The organism is Halocalculus aciditolerans, from assembly GCF_014647475.1.
Taxonomy (GTDB): domain Archaea; phylum Halobacteriota; class Halobacteria; order Halobacteriales; family Halobacteriaceae; genus Halocalculus; species Halocalculus aciditolerans.
Genome location: NZ_BMPG01000008.1, coordinates 45331 through 62189 on the forward strand (window position 1 = coordinate 45331; position 16859 = coordinate 62189).

Genomic DNA, 16859 nt, shown 5'->3' on the forward strand with positions numbered 1-16859 from the left:
CAATCCCTGTAATTGGATTCTCGATGATAAGGTTGCTTGCTCGGGAGAATTGTCGCAAGCGGGAAATTGCACTTCGCGAATTGATCTGGATAAGAGCGTACGATGCAAACACAACCAGACCAGTATTCAACACAAGAACGAGTATCGACGCCCCGGCATTTTTCCACCCAATATCCCAGATACGACGCCCAAACACGCCAGCAGCCAGGACACTGAGTGCGACTATTAGTGCGACCCACGTCGCGCGCGACTGAATGAATACCGTAGCTGCGAGTACGGTCAAGATTGGTAGAAGGAGCCAATTTTGGTGTGTCCGGCGCCACTTAAGAATTACAAAAGGCAATGGGGCCAGAAAGTATGTACTGAGAACTCCTGGTGAGACCAAAGGTAAACCAAGTGTACGTGGTAGCGGTGGCAACGGACCTCGTCCAACTACTGAGAAGACACGTCCTCCGAAGCTAGGGTCCACGAAGATCGCATACAGTGTCATGGCGGCCACCACAGTCCCCCCTGTGAATAAACCCCACAGAACATACTCTATATCCACAATGGAGCGAACAGAAAGTGAGATGAAAATGATTAGCGACGTAAACGCGAGGAATTGCGGGACGTGCCAGCCCCCCGCGATAACGACCGTCCACCCCATGAACAGTAATAACAAAATTAGTAAGGGGCGCGTCCCAGCCGCAAACCACGCATCCGCATATACTAGTTGATACAGCACGATAAGACCGATTCCGACAGCAAGTGCGAAATCAGCAATAGAAATTGGCCCGATAATGCTATATGGATTGAAAATCTGAATACCAATGACTATCGCAACTATTACGCTCTGAGGTCTCCACCCTGACATTATATTGCCATATATGACTTCACTTTTAAAGATGTACTCGACTTACGGGCATTTCTTGATTTTGAATGTAGTGCTGTACTTCCAGAAGAGGTAACCCATAATTGTGATCCATATGATATCATCAACCTCTGGTGTTAATTATAAACCATCAGATATAGGGCCATTCTTGGTTCGAGCGTTAAATTCTAGATTGTCGGTAGCCACAGTACTCGTCTGTCTACATACTGAATTAGATTTTCGATATAGGATGCAGTGACGCAACGGGAAATCTGGTGGACTACATCAGTTACCGACGTTTCTAAGTAGATACTATCCAAAACACAACCGATGACCGATGTCGCTATGCTGTACAGTGGTGAAGAGCCTCATCCCGTCCATAGAGGATTTGCTGAGTCGGTCGATGCGGACATAATCGGCGTCCCACAACTTACTCCAAGCGCTGTATTCCGTGTAGCCCTGAATAGATCGAAATTTCTCTATCCACAATATGACGTACTTATCACGGAAGGAACTGGGGCGCTTGAAGCCGGGATTGCAAACAAACTATCCAACGGAACCACGTTACTCTTTCTCGCAGGCGGGCACGGTATCCACCTCCTTAATGCTGAGAGCGATATGGACGTTAATTCGGCCACTAAGTCGGCGGTTGTAAATGTGTTTCCGGAAGTGATTCGATCGGTGTTAGCACGTTGCGTTGACGGCGTGATTGCGGTCTCCGACCTGGCGGCCGAAATCACACACAGGATGGTCGGTGCAGAGACACCGACCAGAATTGTTCACCCGTATATCGATGCCGGTCTCTACGATCAATTGATCGAAACGGACCCTGACCTCTCCGTTAACGAGGCGGTGACAGTGTCTCAGGCGCATCACTACAAGGGGACTGATATCCTTGTGGCAGCATGGGGACGGGTCCTTGATGACGTCTCTGATGCGACGCTCCATATTGTCGGTGCTGGCCATCCAGAAGCGTATGGAAATAAAGACGGAATCGAGGTACACGGCTACGTCGAAAACCTCACGGACGTTTTTCGTCGCTGTGCGCTCTACGTCCAGCCATCGCGGATAGACACATTTCCGGTTAGTACATTGGAAGCTATGGCCACGGGCCTTCCAACAGCGGTCACTAATAAGACTGGTACACTCTCGGAGGTACAGAAAGTAGATCCGTCGCTCATCATGGCACCGAATCCATCGACTGTCGGTCAAACCATCAGTAAGTACTTTAGGACATCTGTATCGCGGCGTCGAACTCTCTCAGAGCAGTTCCGCGACATTGGGTCACGGTTTGCGGAGACAAGTCAGCGTCAAGAGTTCAAACGGAACTACGAAGAGATTCTCGAAGAAATACATTCGGAGTAAGACGAGGCGAGTCCATTAAACGTCCTCGGTTTATTCGGTTTGAGAGAGTTCCTCAGTGACGAGTGACCGTATTTGTTGCTGGAATCGCTCTCTAGTATACCTAGTGGAGCTTTCGCGCAGGAGCTGTCTGATCGAGTCCTGCTCATCGGGACTTTCCATCACAGTCTTTATTTTTTCGACGGCACTGCTAACTTCACGATAGAGCACTCGCTCATCATTCTTCACGATGTCTATCTGCCCCCCACTGTTAGGAACAAACGGAATTACACCACCAGCCACCATCTCCGCGACGACCATCCCGAAGTGTTCGAACTCCTTCCCGTGAATGCCGTACTTATGTTGCTGGATTGCATCGACCAGTTCTTCCCTGCTACACTCCCCTTCAATATAGATATATTCGCGTGATTGAACCTTCCGCTTGATGTCGTCAGCGTAAGATGTGTTTCTAACAGGGCCAATCAGGTGGAGGTGCACATCGTCGTTCCATTCGTGAAGTTCGTCGACTATTTCGATTGTCCTCGAAACTTGTTTCCCTGGGCAAATACGCCCAATCGTAACGAACCCTTCTTCTCGTTGCTCCCATTCGGTATCAGTAAAATCCTGATCATTAATTGGAGGGTACACTATATCCGGAGAAGTATCGTAGATACGTTCGACGATGTCAGCTGTCCACTGTGAGTTGACGAGCAGTCGGTCTTCGCTGATACGTTGAGGGGAGTACCCAGCGAGAAGTCGACATACAGCGTCGTATGGACGATACATCGAAGAGTCACTTCCACGATACCCAGGGATCGCATCCCGACCATCCGTAGCGATCAGCCCCCTTCTCGGGAAATGGATGTACTGGATGGCCCGGGACCCCAAGCTAATCTCGCCGCTCGTCGAAACCATGAGATCGTATGACTGTTGGATATCTCTTACATAACGGTAGAAACAGGTATTGCGGAGTGCCGACAGCTCGATTGTACTGGAAACAGATGATATACTCCGAAAGATAGATAGTGGTAAATCGTCGTATAGGTCAATCTCAACATCTTGGACGTTAGTTCCGTAAAAATTATTGAGATCATCAAAATCAGGTGATGATATCGTAATTAGCGTTACATCATACTGATCTTGAAGTGCTTCTAGAATGTGCATACAGACGGATTCGCTGCCTCCTTTCATCATTAAGTCTGGATGGACGACCGCAACACTTGTCTGATTGGAATGGGTTATATTTGGGGTCATAATTTTCCGAGAGCTTTATACGGCAAACCAGGCAATCCAAGCTTAATGGATAGTGAACAACCGCCGAGTATTGCTCTTGTGGTTCTCGATACCCTTCGGAAAGACTACTTTGATAAATTCTTTGATTGGTTGCCTGGAATACGTTTTGAGAATGCATACTCGACATCCCAGTGGACAATACCGGCACACGCGTCGATTTTCACCGGTCAGTATCCACTGGAAGTGGGCGTTCACTCGAAACACTTGTACTTCGATTGTCCTGAACCTGCGCTCGCCGAGACGCTAGCTGACCACGAGTACACTACTCGGGGATTTAGCGCAAACCCAAATCTTTCGGGACATTTTGGATTCGACCGCGGATTTGATACATTCGAGTCGCCGCTTGACCTCATGCATCTGAACTCGGATCGAATCATTGATTGGAAGTCGTTCGTCGACGAGTCTTCACACTCTGGCCTTTCGATGTACGCACACGGAGTACTGAAGTGCATCTTCGGGGATTGTAACACAGTAATGTCGTTCCGATCGGGACTTCAGCAAGTCTTGAGCGACAACACATACACGAATCCAGGAGGATCCGAAGAGGTACAGAACTGGCTCACGCGCCAAACCTTCGATGACCCCTCGTTTCTGTTTTTGAATCTCATGGAGGCACATGAGCCGTACTGGGCACCCGATGAGTACATGTCCGTTGAAACACCGAATTTGACGCACTCTATCGGCGACCTTGTCTTCGAGGACGAGCCAAACCAAACCAAAACGAATCCGGAACGGATCGTTACCGCATACGAGTGCTGCGCTCGTTACCTCTCCGATCAGTACCGAGACCTTTTTGAACAGCTCTCTGCGATGTTCGATTACGTTATTACGGTCGCCGACCATGGAGAATTACTCGGGGAACATGATGCTTGGAATCACGAGCACGGTATTTATCCAGAACTTACGCACGTCCCATTAGTTGTGTCTGGTGAGGGACTGAAAGGGAAGCGCGACGATGTCGTGAGTCTAGTTGATATTCATACAACTGTTCTAAGATTGGCTGGGATTGACAATAATCAGGCCACTCAGGGACAAAATCTCTTCGACACAAATTCGGAACGGGACATTCTCACTCAGTACACTGGGCTCACTCCTTGGAGCGAAGACCGTCTTCGAGAAAGCGATACTTCAGATGACATTTTGGAGAAGTATGATGAAGAACTGTATGGGATCGCCACCCCTGACGGTTCCTACGCCTACCAGACAGTGGACAAAGCTGATGTAATTGGTGAGGGGATCGATGAGCCGGAAGAGCGTATTCAGCGTCTTGTCAACGACCTCACGGTGCGAAATGTCGAGTCTCAGGACGATGCAATTCCTGACGACGTTCGTCAGCAGCTAGAAGACTTGGGATACGCTTGAGTTTGATTTGAGCTATCAGTATTAGCATTAATGAGCGAGGAAGATTTATCGCCGCTCGATACCGTTCTCCGGGGCAGTGGCATCGTGTTTGTCGGCATCAGCTTCGAGATGCTGATCTCGTTTGGCGCGAAACTACTGATTGCAAGATATCTGGGTAGGGTGGACTATGGTGAGGTTTCGCTGGGGATCACGATTATGACGTTGATGGCAACGCTCTCCCTTATTGGACTTAATAGTGGCGTTGGCCGGTACATACCCCGATTTGACTCCGATATTGACCGTGGTAGCATCGTCAGGTCAGCGCTTGAAGTTGCGCTTCCGATATCCGTGCTCAGTACAGCAGTTATTATCTTTTTATCAAGGCCCCTTGCTACAGTACTGTTCGACAATCCGCAGGCGAGACAACTTATTTGGATCTTTGCGGCTATAATTCCCCTGGTTGTCCTGTTCCGGCTCTCGATCGCGGTTATCCAAGGCCAGCAGCGTTCGGTGCCAAAAGTGGTACTGGAGAATATTGGTCTCCCAGGGATCAGATTCAGTCTAATTGCGGTCGCCGTTTTCTTCGGACTCGGAATACAGGCATTTGCTAGTGCCTATTTTTTATCGTACCTAGGGGTTGCTATCGCTGGGACGTACTACATCTTCACTCGGGTATCGATACCATCGATGGACAAGTACACACCAAGACGTCGAGACCTGGTCTCGTTTTCGGCGCCACTGATGATCACGGTGACGATCACCGCTATTCTATCGAACATAGATACTCTCCTATTAGGATACTTCTCGAGTACGGGCGCGGTAGGCATCTACAACGTCGTTTTTCCGCTCACTGTCGGGATTACTGTGTTCCTCGTCTCATTTCGATTCATCTCAATGCCCCAGATATCCGAACTCCACGCAGAGGGGAGAGACGAAGATATTCGTCGGGTATATGAGCTGACTAATAAGTGGGTTATGGCTCTCTCTGCCCCGGTCCTTTTTGTATTTTTATTCTACCCCGCTCAGGTTATTGGCCTCACTTTTGGCGCCGAATACACGGAGGGAGCAGCTGCGTTATCAATCCTATCGCTTGGATTTTTCACTCACGCCATCGCCGGCCTCAACGGGGCGACGCTGACGTCCATTGGGAAGACTAGAACGATTATGCGAATTAACATTCTTGTGGGTATCTGTAATGTGATTTTGAACGTGCTATTTATACCTCGGTACTCGTTCGTTGGTGCAGCTATTGCTACGGCGGGTTCGTACGCTTTGATGAACGTCTTGTACTCTTGGCAATTGTATCGTAGTACAGGAATATCGCCGATAAATGCCCACACTATCCGAATTATTGTGATTATTAGCGCTCTATTTTCAGTCTTTGTTGTTTTTCAGAATACTGTTATCACGACTACTGGACCTGCTATATTTTTAGGTGCTGTGCTACTGGTAATCTATATTGGTCTGCTGCTCACGGTTCTGATATCAGAACCGGAGGAGAAATTGTTTCTCCATACAGCCTTTGAGTATGTTATGTAGAGACACTCTCCCAAAATGTCTTCCCGAAACCGATTTGTATAACACGCAGTATCTTCGCTACGTACAGATACCGATGGGATTAACAGAACTATTTACTAGAAATCTCAACAGAGTAAAACGGGGAGAGATTCAAGAGCTCCTATTCGAGGGCGGATATGAACTATACTCTGCCTCATGGCGACTTGGTAAGTTACTTCCAATTGATGAAACTAACATTTTCGACCGTGACTGGGATGTCCTAGTTATTCTTGATGGATGTCGAGTTGATCTTATGCATGAAATCAAGAGCGAGTACGAGTTTCTCAGTGATATAAACGAAATCACATCCACTGGAAGTATGTCTCTTGAATGGATGGAGAACACCTTCTCTAATGCTCCGAGCCAAGAGTTGGCTTCGACGGCTTATGTAACTTCAAACCTATTTAGTAGGGATGTCTGCGACGATGAGATGTTCTCCTGTTTGGAAGAAGTGTGGAGATATGGATGGGATGACGAGTTGAATACAATTCCTGCTAGACCGGTAACAGACAAAGCAATTGAGGTGATGCGTTCGGATTCACCGGAGCGTATGATAGTCCATTATATGCAACCACATCATCCGTTTATTGGCGAGAACGAATCTCTACCTTCATTTAATCCTGATCCCTTTGGACGAGATAACAATGGAATAGCTGAAGCCCGAACTGCCTGGGATGCCCTTCGCCGTGGAGAACTTACCTATGAGGCCGTCTGGCAGGCGTACAAGGATAACCTCCGCTATGTCCTTGAAGATGTCTCAATCCTCCGAGAGAATATCAGAGCGGACAAACTAGCCATAACAGCTGATCACGGGAATGCAGTTGGTGAGTGGGGCATCTATGATCATCCAATTGGGTTCCCACATCCAGCAGTCAAGAACGTTCCTTGGGTCGAGACAACCGCAAAAGATGAGCATACGTACGAGCCGTCCATAACAGAACAGACTAGCAGTAGATCAATTGATGAACGGCTATCTGCACTCGGTTATAAATAATATCGTACATCACCGGGCGAATATTTGATAAATTCCTTCGCGGATTCGTGGTGGTAGTAGACGTGGCGGGATCCGAAGACAGAGGTGCTGTATAGTGTCACGTCGAGATGAAATACCGAGTTCTCGAAGTTCCTGTGCCATCCGGAACTCTGCCTGTGCGTAGTCTAGACCACCTCGCCGGTCAACGAGGTCATCAACCTGTGCCCGAACAAGAGTTTTATCGAGATTCCGGAACCGAAGTCCAGCGGAAAGACACCGTGCCCATAGGTCCCAGTCTTCCATCATTGGGTAGTCACGATATCCACCTGCGCTGAGAACAGCTTCGCGGTCAAACATCGTGGTTGGATGGTTTAATGGACAGCGCCATGACATCCACTCTGCAATCTCGTCGTGTGTTATTGGTACTTCGCGGATTCGTTCCGGATGTTCAGGATCATCATGAAATTCCGCGAGGTGTGACCCAACGACGTCTGCTTTGGTGTCTGTGAGGACAGTTTGCTGATCGGCGAATCGTTCAGGTTCAGCAATGTCGTCTGCATCCATTCGTGCGACAAACGGCTCTGAACACCTCTTCAGTCCAGCTTGAAGTACACCTCCCAACCCTGAGGCGTCAGGAACGTGTTCGTGGCGACTAACTGAATGGGTATTGACTAAGTCCTCAATAGCCGTCTCAACATCTTCCGTGAGCGATTGGTTCGTCACAAGGACGATCTCTGATGGCGATGCCGTTTGTTCGATGATGCTTTTATGTGCACGACGCAAGTCAGAAGTATCGCTTGTGGCAGCTACAGGCAGTAATACGGCGATCCCACTCATCAGCTTAGACTCCAGTTCATCTCAGTGAGTACGTTAGTCTGCATTATTGGTTTGCACTCAGTACCGATGGATAAACAAACCGGTGATTGACTGTGGCTTTATTACTAATGATTCGGCGCTCACCGAGATCAGATCTTTGGCTTTGTTTGAAAGCATATTTGGAAAGCTGTAAAACCCCCTCAAGCGAAGCGTTGTGATATGATTAAAAAAGCCATTAAGACGTACAAGTACCAGGGGCTGAGGGGTCTATTAACAAGAGGAAGGACTAAAACACAGCAGAAGATTCGCCAAGCAATTGCTGGCTTTCCACCAGTCGATAAGATATCACGGCATTATTCTGAGCAGGAACTAGCAAAACTGAGAACCGCTGAAAACCGGAGAGAATTAGACAGTGTTCTCTCCACACTTAACCAATACTCTGGATATGGCCTTTACCGGACTCTCAAACCGCTCCAAAACCCTGTTGAGCATCGTCAACTTATTCAGGCAGTAGACGAGCATCAGCCGAGAACGATTTTGGAGATTGGCACTGCGAATGGTGGTACGCTTTACCCATGGTGTCGATATATTGATGGCGTCGAACGCATAATTGCGCTTGATATCGACTTCTGGGGCCGTGACCCGGATTTCTACACATCATCTTTCGTTGAGGATATAGACCGTGAGATTCACACATACACTGGCGAGTCACAATCAGTGGAGATGCGTAAGCAGATTATCTCTGATCGGCTCTGTAGTTTCGGTACACTGGGGTCGATTTCACGGATATCGGACGCTCCGGCGAAGGTTATAGACGGTGGCTTTCAGCAGCATTTCGCGGAACTCGAGCCACCAACTTCGCGCACGCACGGCAGCGCCGAGCGTGCGCTTGATCGACGAGAAGACGGTTTCTGACATAGAGCGCTGATGGTACCGATCACCGTCCATACGGGCGTTATGGGCGTGATCGAGTGAGTTCATAATCCTGTGCTTGATCAGCGGTCTGATGCCGTTTTCACGGAGTTCGTCGCGGAAGGCTTTCGCGTCGTAGCCGCGATCAGCAGCGAGGCTCCGCAGGTCGCCGGCGTTGCGCCGGGCGACCTGCGGACCGATCTTCGCGTCGTGTTTCTTGCTCGTTGTGGAGTGGATGTCGGTGATGTACAGCGTTTCGACATCCACGAGGGCAGTGACTTTCAGCGCTCGAACGCGGTAGTTCGTGCGGTTGGCGTAATGGCGGCTGGGCTGGTCACGGTCGAAGCCAGTCGAATCGATGGCGGCGTGGCCGGTGCGTTTCTCGGCTGATGCGCCGAGAAACGCACGCCACGTCGCAGTGGGAATCCGTTCAAACCACGTGCGGAGCACGGTGTAGTGCGGAAGTCTGGTGAGGCCGATCTCATCAAGGACGCCGGGCATTTCCGAGAGCAAATCGACTGCGACACGGTAGGATTTGCCCAGTTCGATGCGGAGTGCGTGCACGGTGAGCATCGCCCATTCGGCGAACCCGCCTCCCCCTTCGGGGTCGGCGGGTTCGTCCGGATTAGCGACAACTGATTTAGCCTTCGCCACCGTAACACGCGTGAAGAGACGGAATTCCGAAGTCACAACACTCTGTCTCTTCGCTTTCTACCGAGATAACGCAGTCGTCGCTGTTGCGTCTAGCGAAACTACAGAGCCCTCTGATCTTAATCCAACGATTGACTTTCTTTTCATCGACGGGGACCACTCATATACTGGTGTGAAGCGGGACTTTGAGCTGTATTCGGATATGGTCCCATCTGGCGGCCTTATCGCGTTTCATGATATTCGAGGAGATCATGAGCGGTGTGGCGTCGGCACGCTGTGGAATGAGCTAAAAGACAAGTATTCGACGACTGAATTCCACGATTCTGACGGTCCCGAAAACTGGGGCGGGGTCGGTATACTAAAAAAAGTCAGTTAGGTCAAATAGTTATCAAACAAGTATACCAAGACTCATCAACCTTAACCAACAGCCGGTATAATCCCTCTATTGTTGGTTAACGACACTCTCACAAGGTGAACGAACTCTCAGGTTATAATTTACTTTAGATTTTTGCGCCAGTTGGTGGCCAGAAAGCATATACCGATCTTCTAGCTATCGCACCACCATGGACCGGGGTTCAACCGGTGCATACCCACCCCGCACATATGATCACACGGGCAGTCACCATCGAAGACATCGATGATCTGTACCTGACGTGGAACAGCCATATCAACGGGTCCGCCCTCTACCGCCGCGCCCTCCGAGATGAGATGGAGCTTCGCGACGTCGACCCTGACGAGCTTCGAGATCTCTTCGAACGGGCCCGCGAACAGGGCTACACGAAAGACGATATCGTCGACGAGACCAACCGCTACGCTGATCTGAAAGCACTCGTCGACGACGCAGAGGAGTAACCCGCTATGTCACAGGACAATACGCCCTCCGAGACGGCTTCGAATCGCGCCGACAGCCAGTCCACGGCGGCAAGTAGGCTTCCCAGGCAAGCTGTGTTCATCGTCGTCGCCCTGAGCCTGTTCGCTGTGGAACCCGCCGCCGCCCAGACGAATGCCGTCTGTAGTGCGGACAACCTTCCCAGCATGATCGAGGGTTTCTTCCAGCTTACCACGGCGCTGGGCATTGTCGGCCTCGCAGTCGTGTGGCAGGCCGACTCCCTCATCGAGATGTTCACGATCACGCCCGACCAGAAGAAGGGCCTCAAGCGCCACAAGCGCTCCGCGATGAAGTCCGCGGTCGTCCTCGTCGCCCTCGGGCCACTCTACACCGTCGCTGGGTCGATGATGAACCTCCCGTTGGCGCAGTGCGTCGACCTCGCCCCCTGGTAGGCGACTACCACCCCCGTCGCGAGCCCCCATGACACAACGAGAGCTCTCCGTGCTAATGGCCGCCCTGTTCGTGACGAGTTTAGTCACAGGTCTCGTCACTGCAAGCCCGCCACGGCCAGGCACGGAGGGAAATGGGCTCACTGAGAATGAATCAGCGACGCTGTGGTCTCGCGACGCGGACAACTACATCACCCAGGAAGAGTACCAGCAGCGCTACGGCGAGAGCCGGACCGCGATGCACCAACTCGCAAACGGGACGGACATCACGTTCACGCGCCCGCCGGCGACAGCTGCAACGTGGACGCGAAACGATTTCGCTGATCTCGAACCCGGTGGGTCGGATACGTCTGTGCATCCGCGCCACGCGTCGCTCGAAGACGGGGTGTTCATCGAGGACGCCCACGCCACGGTGTTCGCAGTGCAGCCGTCGACGCGAGGTCACTTGGAGTCGGGTGACACGCCGCTCTATATCGCGCCGAACGGCACGATGCGGGGGTTCGTCGACTATCGCGTTCGCGTCCCGAACGGGAGCTCTTCGGGGAACACGACGATCGAGTGGTCGCTCGCGAGCAACGAGGTTGAGGAGGTTCGATTGCAGAAGGACGGCGAAACCATCGTCGAGCGCGACGGCTCGCACACGCCGGCCCTCGACTACCAGATCGAGGATGACTGGAGTGCAAACCTCACGCTTGAAGCCGAGATCAGCGTCCGGTTGAAGAAGACCACGCGAATCGACCGAGGCGACGAGACTGATGTCGAGGTCACGTACCGAACCGAATCGCTCAACGTCTCGGATTCGATCGCCGTCGAGATCTACGACCTCTCGGCGTACCCCTACTACGCCGAGTATCCCAATGGTGACGCCGGTGTGGCCATTTTCCAGTCCAGACCGTGGCAGGGGTACACGCTGACGGAGAATGGAAGCGCACGAGTGCGTGGCGTCTGGCGGTTCTACACCGCTCGGAACACCAACTGGGATACACTCGTCAGGTCGAACCGAACCGACAGCGCCACCGTCGAGTCGGATGCGATTCCGGTCTATATTCACGCGTACCCGTCGCGAATCGGCCCGCGTGCTGAACCAGTTCGCGATGGCCCAGAGATTATCGACACCTGGGGCACTGACCGACCGTCTCCGGACGGAACGCTCGGTGAGAACATCAACATCGACATCGTCAACCAGTCGTACACGACGACGTACGGTGTTGCGGTTCGCGCGGAGAACGTCGACCGCGACGCGCTCCAGGTGGCGGGGATCGTACGGGGCGTGAACGCCTCGATTGTGGCACCTGACGCTAGCTCAGAGCGGCAGCTCCGGCGCAGTAATCTGACGGTTGAGGTGCTCCAGCAGAACGAAAGTCAGGCCACACTCCGCATCGAACTCCGAGACAACGAGACCGGCGCACCGATCGTGCTCAGCGATCCCGACCGACGATATCCAATTGGCGGGAACACTCGCAACGGCTACATCACCATCGCGGAGCAACGCGTCGAGACCAACGCCTCCGGGGTGGCGATTGTGACGATCGACGAGCCGGGTATCTACACGGCACGGTACCATCCGGGTTCGTGGCTCGGGCACAACCCCGCATATGTGAGTGCGACGGCTACTGCTCGCTGGCATCCGCTCGGCACCATCGACGGTTGGTTCGCATTTATTTTCGAGGTCGGCTGGCAGCTCATCCCGTTTCTTGTGATGTTCTACGCAGGCAAGCGGCTCCTCCGAATGCTCGGTCCAGAAGACATCTTCCAACGGAACCCATAGTCCATGACTAGAAACCACCCACACATCAGTCGGCGAACCGCCCTCCGAACAGTCGCAGGTGCTGCGCTCGTAAGCGTCGCTGGCTGTCTGAACGACAATGGCGGTTCTGGGACGCCTGGTGATGGAACGACCTCTCCAGATGGCAACGGCCCACTCACGCGCATCGCTGTCGAGGAGACAACACTCGTCGTCGAACTCTCCGAAGAGGCCGACGTCGACCAAGTCAACCTCATCCAACCGAACGGCGAGTTATTCGGGAAGCGTGACGTAGCCGCAGGTGCTCAGCAGGTCTCATTCGAGATCGGCACCGCATATGCGCCCGGTGAGTACCGCGTACTCGCGTTGAAAGGCGAGGAGACAGTAGTTGAGACCACGACTGAACTCCGTCCAGAGATTCAGATACAGGATGTCGGACTCTATCGGAATAACCCAGATAAGCCGTGGGACGAAGTCTATGGTGAGAGCGAGACGGACCGGATCAAGAATGGCGAGGCATTCGTTACGGTAGAGAACACAGGAAGCGGTCCGGAAGCGATAACTGAACTAATCTTCTCCGGGGACGTTCCCAATCCAATTGAGAACCCCAGAGGCAGTGGAATGCACGAAACCGACCGGGTAGTAGTTTCCCCCGGCGAGACGGCCGACCTGTTCAGTAGTTCGTTTCCGTTCGGTACAGAAACTGAGGACGGGATGGGATGCTCCCCAGACGGGAATAGTGGCCAGTTTACTGTTATCGTTGAGACACGGGTCGGTGGAAATCAGGTCTCAAGCACCTACAACGTTCAATACACTGGTTCCGACGATATGACTGATTGTGAGGTCACGATCACTGAGGTATAACGATGGTCGATCTCATTGATGTCGTCCTTGAGGGTATCAAGGGCGTCGTTGAGTGGTTCATTGGGCTGTTCATGGACGGTCTCAGATCAGGGTATGAAACTCTGACTGAGGGAATGTTCGGGACACCTACTCCAGAGACGAACGGAGCTTTTGTCTTCGGTGAACCAACCAATGCACCCTGGCCAGCGATTCACGATGCTCTCATCGGCGGCGAAATCATGCTGGTTGCCCTCTTGCTCCTCGTGATGAGCGTTCAGGGCCGTCACACGGTTCGGATATTCAATATTGGAAGTACCTACGAAGCCCGAAAAACGAAGAAGACGGCCTGGGTCGGTGCTTTTCTAATCATTACGTGGTATTGGGTTGGAACTCTTGCACTCTACCTCGTTGACGGATTCACTATCGCCCTGATGCCGGAGCTTTCCTCGGTTACGGAGGCGATGATTGGATTCTTGGAGGTATCTATCACAAACCCAGGGCTGGGACTATTGTTCGCCGTGATTGGTGGAATCTCGATGTGGGCGCTGGAGGCGCTGTTCTACATCCGGATGATTCTGCTGTATGTCTACCTGTACGGAATGCCGATTGCATTTGCACTGGCCTACGGAAACATTCCGGTCGTATCCGATATCGCGATGGGGTTCTGCAAACGGTTTGTCCCGTTGGCTGTCCTCCCGCTCCCAGCAGCGATGGTCCTCAAGGGGTACGATTTGATCTACGGCGGTGGAACGCTCACACCCGGAACAGCGTTCCTCAAATATCTCGTCGCGGCGTCGCTTCCACTGGTCGCCCTCTACATCACGTGGAAGACGTTCAAATACGCGACGCCGCTGACGGCCAAAGTCGTCGGCGGTGCGACGAAAGGCGCAGCACTCGTTGGTGGTGTCGCCGCCGGTGCCTATGTCGGTGGCGCCGGCGTCGCGACGACCGCCGCTCGGTGGGGGCCGAAAGCCGCCGCTGGCCACGCCGTCGCACAAAAGGCAGCTGCCCGCGGTGGGCATGGAGGAGACGATGGCGGGACGCCATCGTACCGTCGAACAGAGAATGACCCTGGTGGAGCGACAACGGAATCGGCGAGTGACGACCGTGGGATGGAGTTTGATCGAGGAATCCACTAACAATGACAGCAGATCAAGACGCGGCCGCACGGCGCATCATGGATCAGTTCGGCGAGGAGAGTCGCATCCCGTATCTCAATATCGAGGAAGGAGACGTCGGCATGCTCATCGCCTTCCCCATTATTGGGCTGTTTATCGCGGGCCTCACCGGGATCGAATCACTGGCCCTCCCGTTCGTTGCTGGCGGGCTTGGCTTTGGCGTCGCCGTCATCTACGTCTCACCAACCCACCTGAATGCCTGGACGTGGACCAAAGACGTCTATCGATACCTCAAACGGCCTCAGGTCACGTTCAGTGCGCCCGCCGACGCCGACACGAGTACCAACGAGTCAGAGCGGAACGAAGGCGGACTCGCGAACTACACGCCGTTCAAGCCGGACGAGCGGACACAGGACCTCACGAACATCAAGCGGGCGTGGCCGGGCGCTGGTGCCATCCAGCGTGAAGACGGCGCGATGGAGGCGTTCATCGAGATCGATCCGGCCAACATGGACTTCGCGATGTCCGACGACTGGGCGCAGCTGCAAGACGCTGGCGAAGAGTTCGCCAACAAAGAACTGGACTCGAAGCTCAAACTCCACGCCACAACCCGTTCCTTCCCGGTCGAGCAGATCACCGAGACTATCGAGGATCGGCTCACGGACGAAGACGTCACAGAGAACCCGATCTTCAAAGAACTCCTCGAAGAATATCGGGAAACACGGCCGAAGGAGATGCGTGACCGGGGCATTCAGCAGGTCCGGTACTACATCGGCGTTGAAGTCAGCCCGATAGAAGTGTACGACCGCTTCCGCGACGAGGGCACCCCCGCCGAGAAGCTGACCCAGTTCCCCGTCATCGGGTTCCTGTTCAACCCGTTCGTCACCCGCCGCGAGGACCTCACCGACGTCGAACGTCGTGCGCAGATGTTCGAGAAGCTCGACAGTCGCGTGAACGACGTTCGCTCCGAGTTTATCCAGCAGGCGTCGGGGTGGTCCGCACGTCGACTCAGCACGGTCGAGCTGTTCGTTCTGAATATGGACTTTTGGAACGGCCGCGAACATGACTACGACGAGGCGGAACGTGTCGTTCGCGACCAATCGATCATCGGCCACTCGCGCCGGGAGGACCCACACGATGCGTAACGTGATCCTCCAGACTGGTGGTGGCGCGCTTGGCTCCGTCGCCGGGTGGCTCCAGAATCTGACACCAGCAGAGAGTGCAGTACTTGCCCTTGCAGTGGGTCTCGGCCTTGGCGTCGGCAGTAAGTACCTGTGGGACCGCTTCACTGCGGATGATGAACCAGACGTGGACTTTACCGATGTCCTCGACGAGGAGACACTCGAAGAAGGCGAGGCCGAACGCAAGCTCCTCGACGACATCTCCGAGTCGCACAAGACCGTCACCGCTCCCGGAGCTGTCGAGTGGGAAACGCGAGCCGCACGGGTCGGCGAACAGTGGACGACGACACTCTACATCGCTAACTATGCCGACTATCCCAACGACGGGTATCTGAGCGACCTCTTCGAGATGACCGATGTCCAGTTCGATTTGACGGCCCACATCACGCCGAAAAATCAGGAGCGGGCCCGGAACGAACTGCAGGACATCGCTGACGACCTCCAGGTCGATGCTGACCTCGAACAGAGTATCCGGAGCGCCTATCTCCAAGAGCGCGCCAACGAGGCCGCAGCGACGTACAAGGCCGTCGAGAACGGCGCGAACGTCTTCGACCAAGGGATGTTCATCACCGTGCGGGCCGACGAGAAAGACGAACTCAGAGATGCCGTCCAGACGGTCAAGAGCGCGCTCCGCGACGACCCGGCGAACCTCACGCCGAAGACGGCTATCTGTCGGCAGGATCTCGCCCTCCAATCCGCCGCGCCCATTGGTGACAACGAATTCGGGCGGACATCGATTGCGCTCGGCGGCGCCGTCGGCGCGTTGCTGTCCTCGCCGCACAACGCGACGATTCTCGAGGAGGGCGGCGTCGAGTTCGGGATTCACAAAGATAACCAGAGTCCCGTGGTCATCGACCCGTTCGCGCGGGACAACGGGTACGCGATGTTCACCGTGGGCGACACGGGGTCGGGGAAGTCGTTCAGTTCGAAGCAGAACTTCATCCGCTCCATCGAGCAGAGT

At 53.4% G+C, this 16859-nt stretch carries 14 protein-coding genes and 1 pseudogene; 12 read left to right on the forward strand and 3 right to left on the reverse strand.

What is annotated here, in order from left to right; genetic code table 11:
* The first annotated feature begins 1180 nt into the window (after positions 1-1180).
* Positions 1181-2215, forward strand: coding sequence for a glycosyltransferase family 4 protein (locus IEY26_RS16865; protein ID WP_188980995.1), 1035 nt, complete (start codon positions 1181-1183; stop codon positions 2213-2215).
* A gap of 30 nt (positions 2216-2245) precedes the next feature.
* On the opposite strand, the gene IEY26_RS16870 is transcribed toward IEY26_RS16865, so the two are convergent.
* Positions 2246-3355: a glycosyltransferase gene (locus tag IEY26_RS16870; RefSeq protein WP_188980997.1), complete on the reverse strand. Its 1110-nt coding sequence runs from the start codon at positions 3353-3355 to the stop codon at positions 2246-2248.
* Positions 3356-3490: 135 nt separating this feature from the next.
* Here IEY26_RS16870 and IEY26_RS16875 point away from each other — a divergent pair, with 135 nt between their 5' ends.
* Genes IEY26_RS16875 through IEY26_RS16885 form a run of 3 tightly spaced genes read left to right on the forward strand, consistent with a single transcriptional unit; the run spans position 3491 to position 7376 of the window.
* Positions 3491-4846: a sulfatase gene (locus IEY26_RS16875; protein ID WP_188980999.1), complete on the forward strand. Its 1356-nt coding sequence runs from the start codon at positions 3491-3493 to the stop codon at positions 4844-4846.
* A gap of 30 nt (positions 4847-4876) precedes the next feature.
* A complete protein-coding gene (locus IEY26_RS16880; protein ID WP_188981000.1) occupies positions 4877-6364 on the forward strand; it encodes a flippase in 1488 nt (495 codons plus the stop codon).
* Between the two features lie 34 nt (positions 6365-6398).
* Entirely contained in the window at positions 6399-7376 is a 978-nt protein-coding gene (locus IEY26_RS16885) for a hypothetical protein (RefSeq protein WP_229774194.1), read from the forward strand.
* A 9-nt stretch (positions 7377-7385) separates the two neighbouring features.
* On the opposite strand, the gene IEY26_RS16890 is transcribed toward IEY26_RS16885, so the two are convergent.
* Complete coding sequence (locus IEY26_RS16890; protein WP_188981002.1) at positions 7386-8192, reverse strand: glycosyltransferase; 807 nt, start codon at positions 8190-8192, stop codon at positions 7386-7388.
* Positions 8193-8951: 759 nt separating this feature from the next.
* Entirely contained in the window at positions 8952-9773 is an 822-nt protein-coding gene (locus tag IEY26_RS16895) for an IS5 family transposase (protein ID WP_188981003.1), read from the reverse strand.
* Here IEY26_RS16895 and IEY26_RS17810 point away from each other — a divergent pair.
* From IEY26_RS17810 to IEY26_RS16935, 8 genes and pseudogenes are all read left to right on the forward strand, one after another.
* On the forward strand, positions 9748-10110 hold the full coding sequence (locus IEY26_RS17810; protein WP_394354838.1) for a class I SAM-dependent methyltransferase: 363 nt from the start codon (positions 9748-9750) through the stop codon (positions 10108-10110). The genes IEY26_RS16895 and IEY26_RS17810 overlap by 26 nt on opposite strands.
* A 227-nt stretch (positions 10111-10337) precedes the next feature.
* Positions 10338-10586 carry a hypothetical protein gene (locus IEY26_RS16905; RefSeq protein WP_188981004.1) on the forward strand — a complete coding sequence of 83 codons (249 nt, stop codon included), beginning with the start codon at positions 10338-10340 and terminating at the stop codon, positions 10584-10586.
* A gap of 6 nt (positions 10587-10592) precedes the next feature.
* Positions 10593-11015, forward strand: a complete 423-nt coding sequence (locus IEY26_RS16910) for a hypothetical protein (RefSeq protein ID WP_188981005.1) — start codon at positions 10593-10595, stop codon at positions 11013-11015.
* 28 nt (positions 11016-11043) lie between these two features.
* Positions 11044-12780, forward strand: a complete 1737-nt coding sequence (locus tag IEY26_RS16915; protein ID WP_096396454.1) for a hypothetical protein — start codon at positions 11044-11046, stop codon at positions 12778-12780.
* A gap of 3 nt (positions 12781-12783) precedes the next feature.
* The gene (locus IEY26_RS16920) at positions 12784-13620 is read left to right on the forward strand and encodes a hypothetical protein (protein WP_096396455.1); all 837 of its coding nucleotides are present in this window, start codon (positions 12784-12786) and stop codon (positions 13618-13620) included.
* Between the two features lie 2 nt (positions 13621-13622).
* Positions 13623-14738 (forward strand): hypothetical protein, encoded by a 1116-nt coding sequence (locus IEY26_RS16925; RefSeq protein ID WP_188981006.1) that lies wholly within the window; start codon positions 13623-13625, stop codon positions 14736-14738.
* Between the two features lie 2 nt (positions 14739-14740).
* Entirely contained in the window at positions 14741-15862 is a 1122-nt protein-coding gene (locus IEY26_RS16930) for a hypothetical protein (RefSeq protein WP_188981007.1), read from the forward strand.
* Positions 15855-16859, forward strand: a pseudogene (locus IEY26_RS16935) (VirB4 family type IV secretion system protein); the annotation flags it as partial. The gene IEY26_RS16930 and the pseudogene IEY26_RS16935, both read left to right, overlap by 8 nt.

Coding starts and splice junctions, on each gene's coding strand:
- IEY26_RS16915 (WP_096396454.1), top strand. CDS start 11,044: ATGACACAACGAGAGCTCTCCGTGCTAATGGCCGCCCTGTTCGTGACG.
- IEY26_RS16925 (WP_188981006.1), top strand. CDS start 13,623: ATGGTCGATCTCATTGATGTCGTCCTTGAGGGTATCAAGGGCGTCGTT.
- IEY26_RS16865 (WP_188980995.1), top strand. CDS start 1,181: ATGACCGATGTCGCTATGCTGTACAGTGGTGAAGAGCCTCATCCCGTC.
- IEY26_RS16870 (WP_188980997.1), bottom strand. CDS start 3,355: ATGCACATTCTAGAAGCACTTCAAGATCAGTATGATGTAACGCTAATT.
- IEY26_RS16920 (WP_096396455.1), top strand. CDS start 12,784: ATGACTAGAAACCACCCACACATCAGTCGGCGAACCGCCCTCCGAACA.
- IEY26_RS16910 (WP_188981005.1), top strand. CDS start 10,593: ATGTCACAGGACAATACGCCCTCCGAGACGGCTTCGAATCGCGCCGAC.
- IEY26_RS16905 (WP_188981004.1), top strand. CDS start 10,338: ATGATCACACGGGCAGTCACCATCGAAGACATCGATGATCTGTACCTG.
- IEY26_RS16880 (WP_188981000.1), top strand. CDS start 4,877: ATGAGCGAGGAAGATTTATCGCCGCTCGATACCGTTCTCCGGGGCAGT.
- IEY26_RS16930 (WP_188981007.1), top strand. CDS start 14,741: ATGACAGCAGATCAAGACGCGGCCGCACGGCGCATCATGGATCAGTTC.
- IEY26_RS16890 (WP_188981002.1), bottom strand. CDS start 8,192: ATGAGTGGGATCGCCGTATTACTGCCTGTAGCTGCCACAAGCGATACT.
- IEY26_RS16875 (WP_188980999.1), top strand. CDS start 3,491: ATGGATAGTGAACAACCGCCGAGTATTGCTCTTGTGGTTCTCGATACC.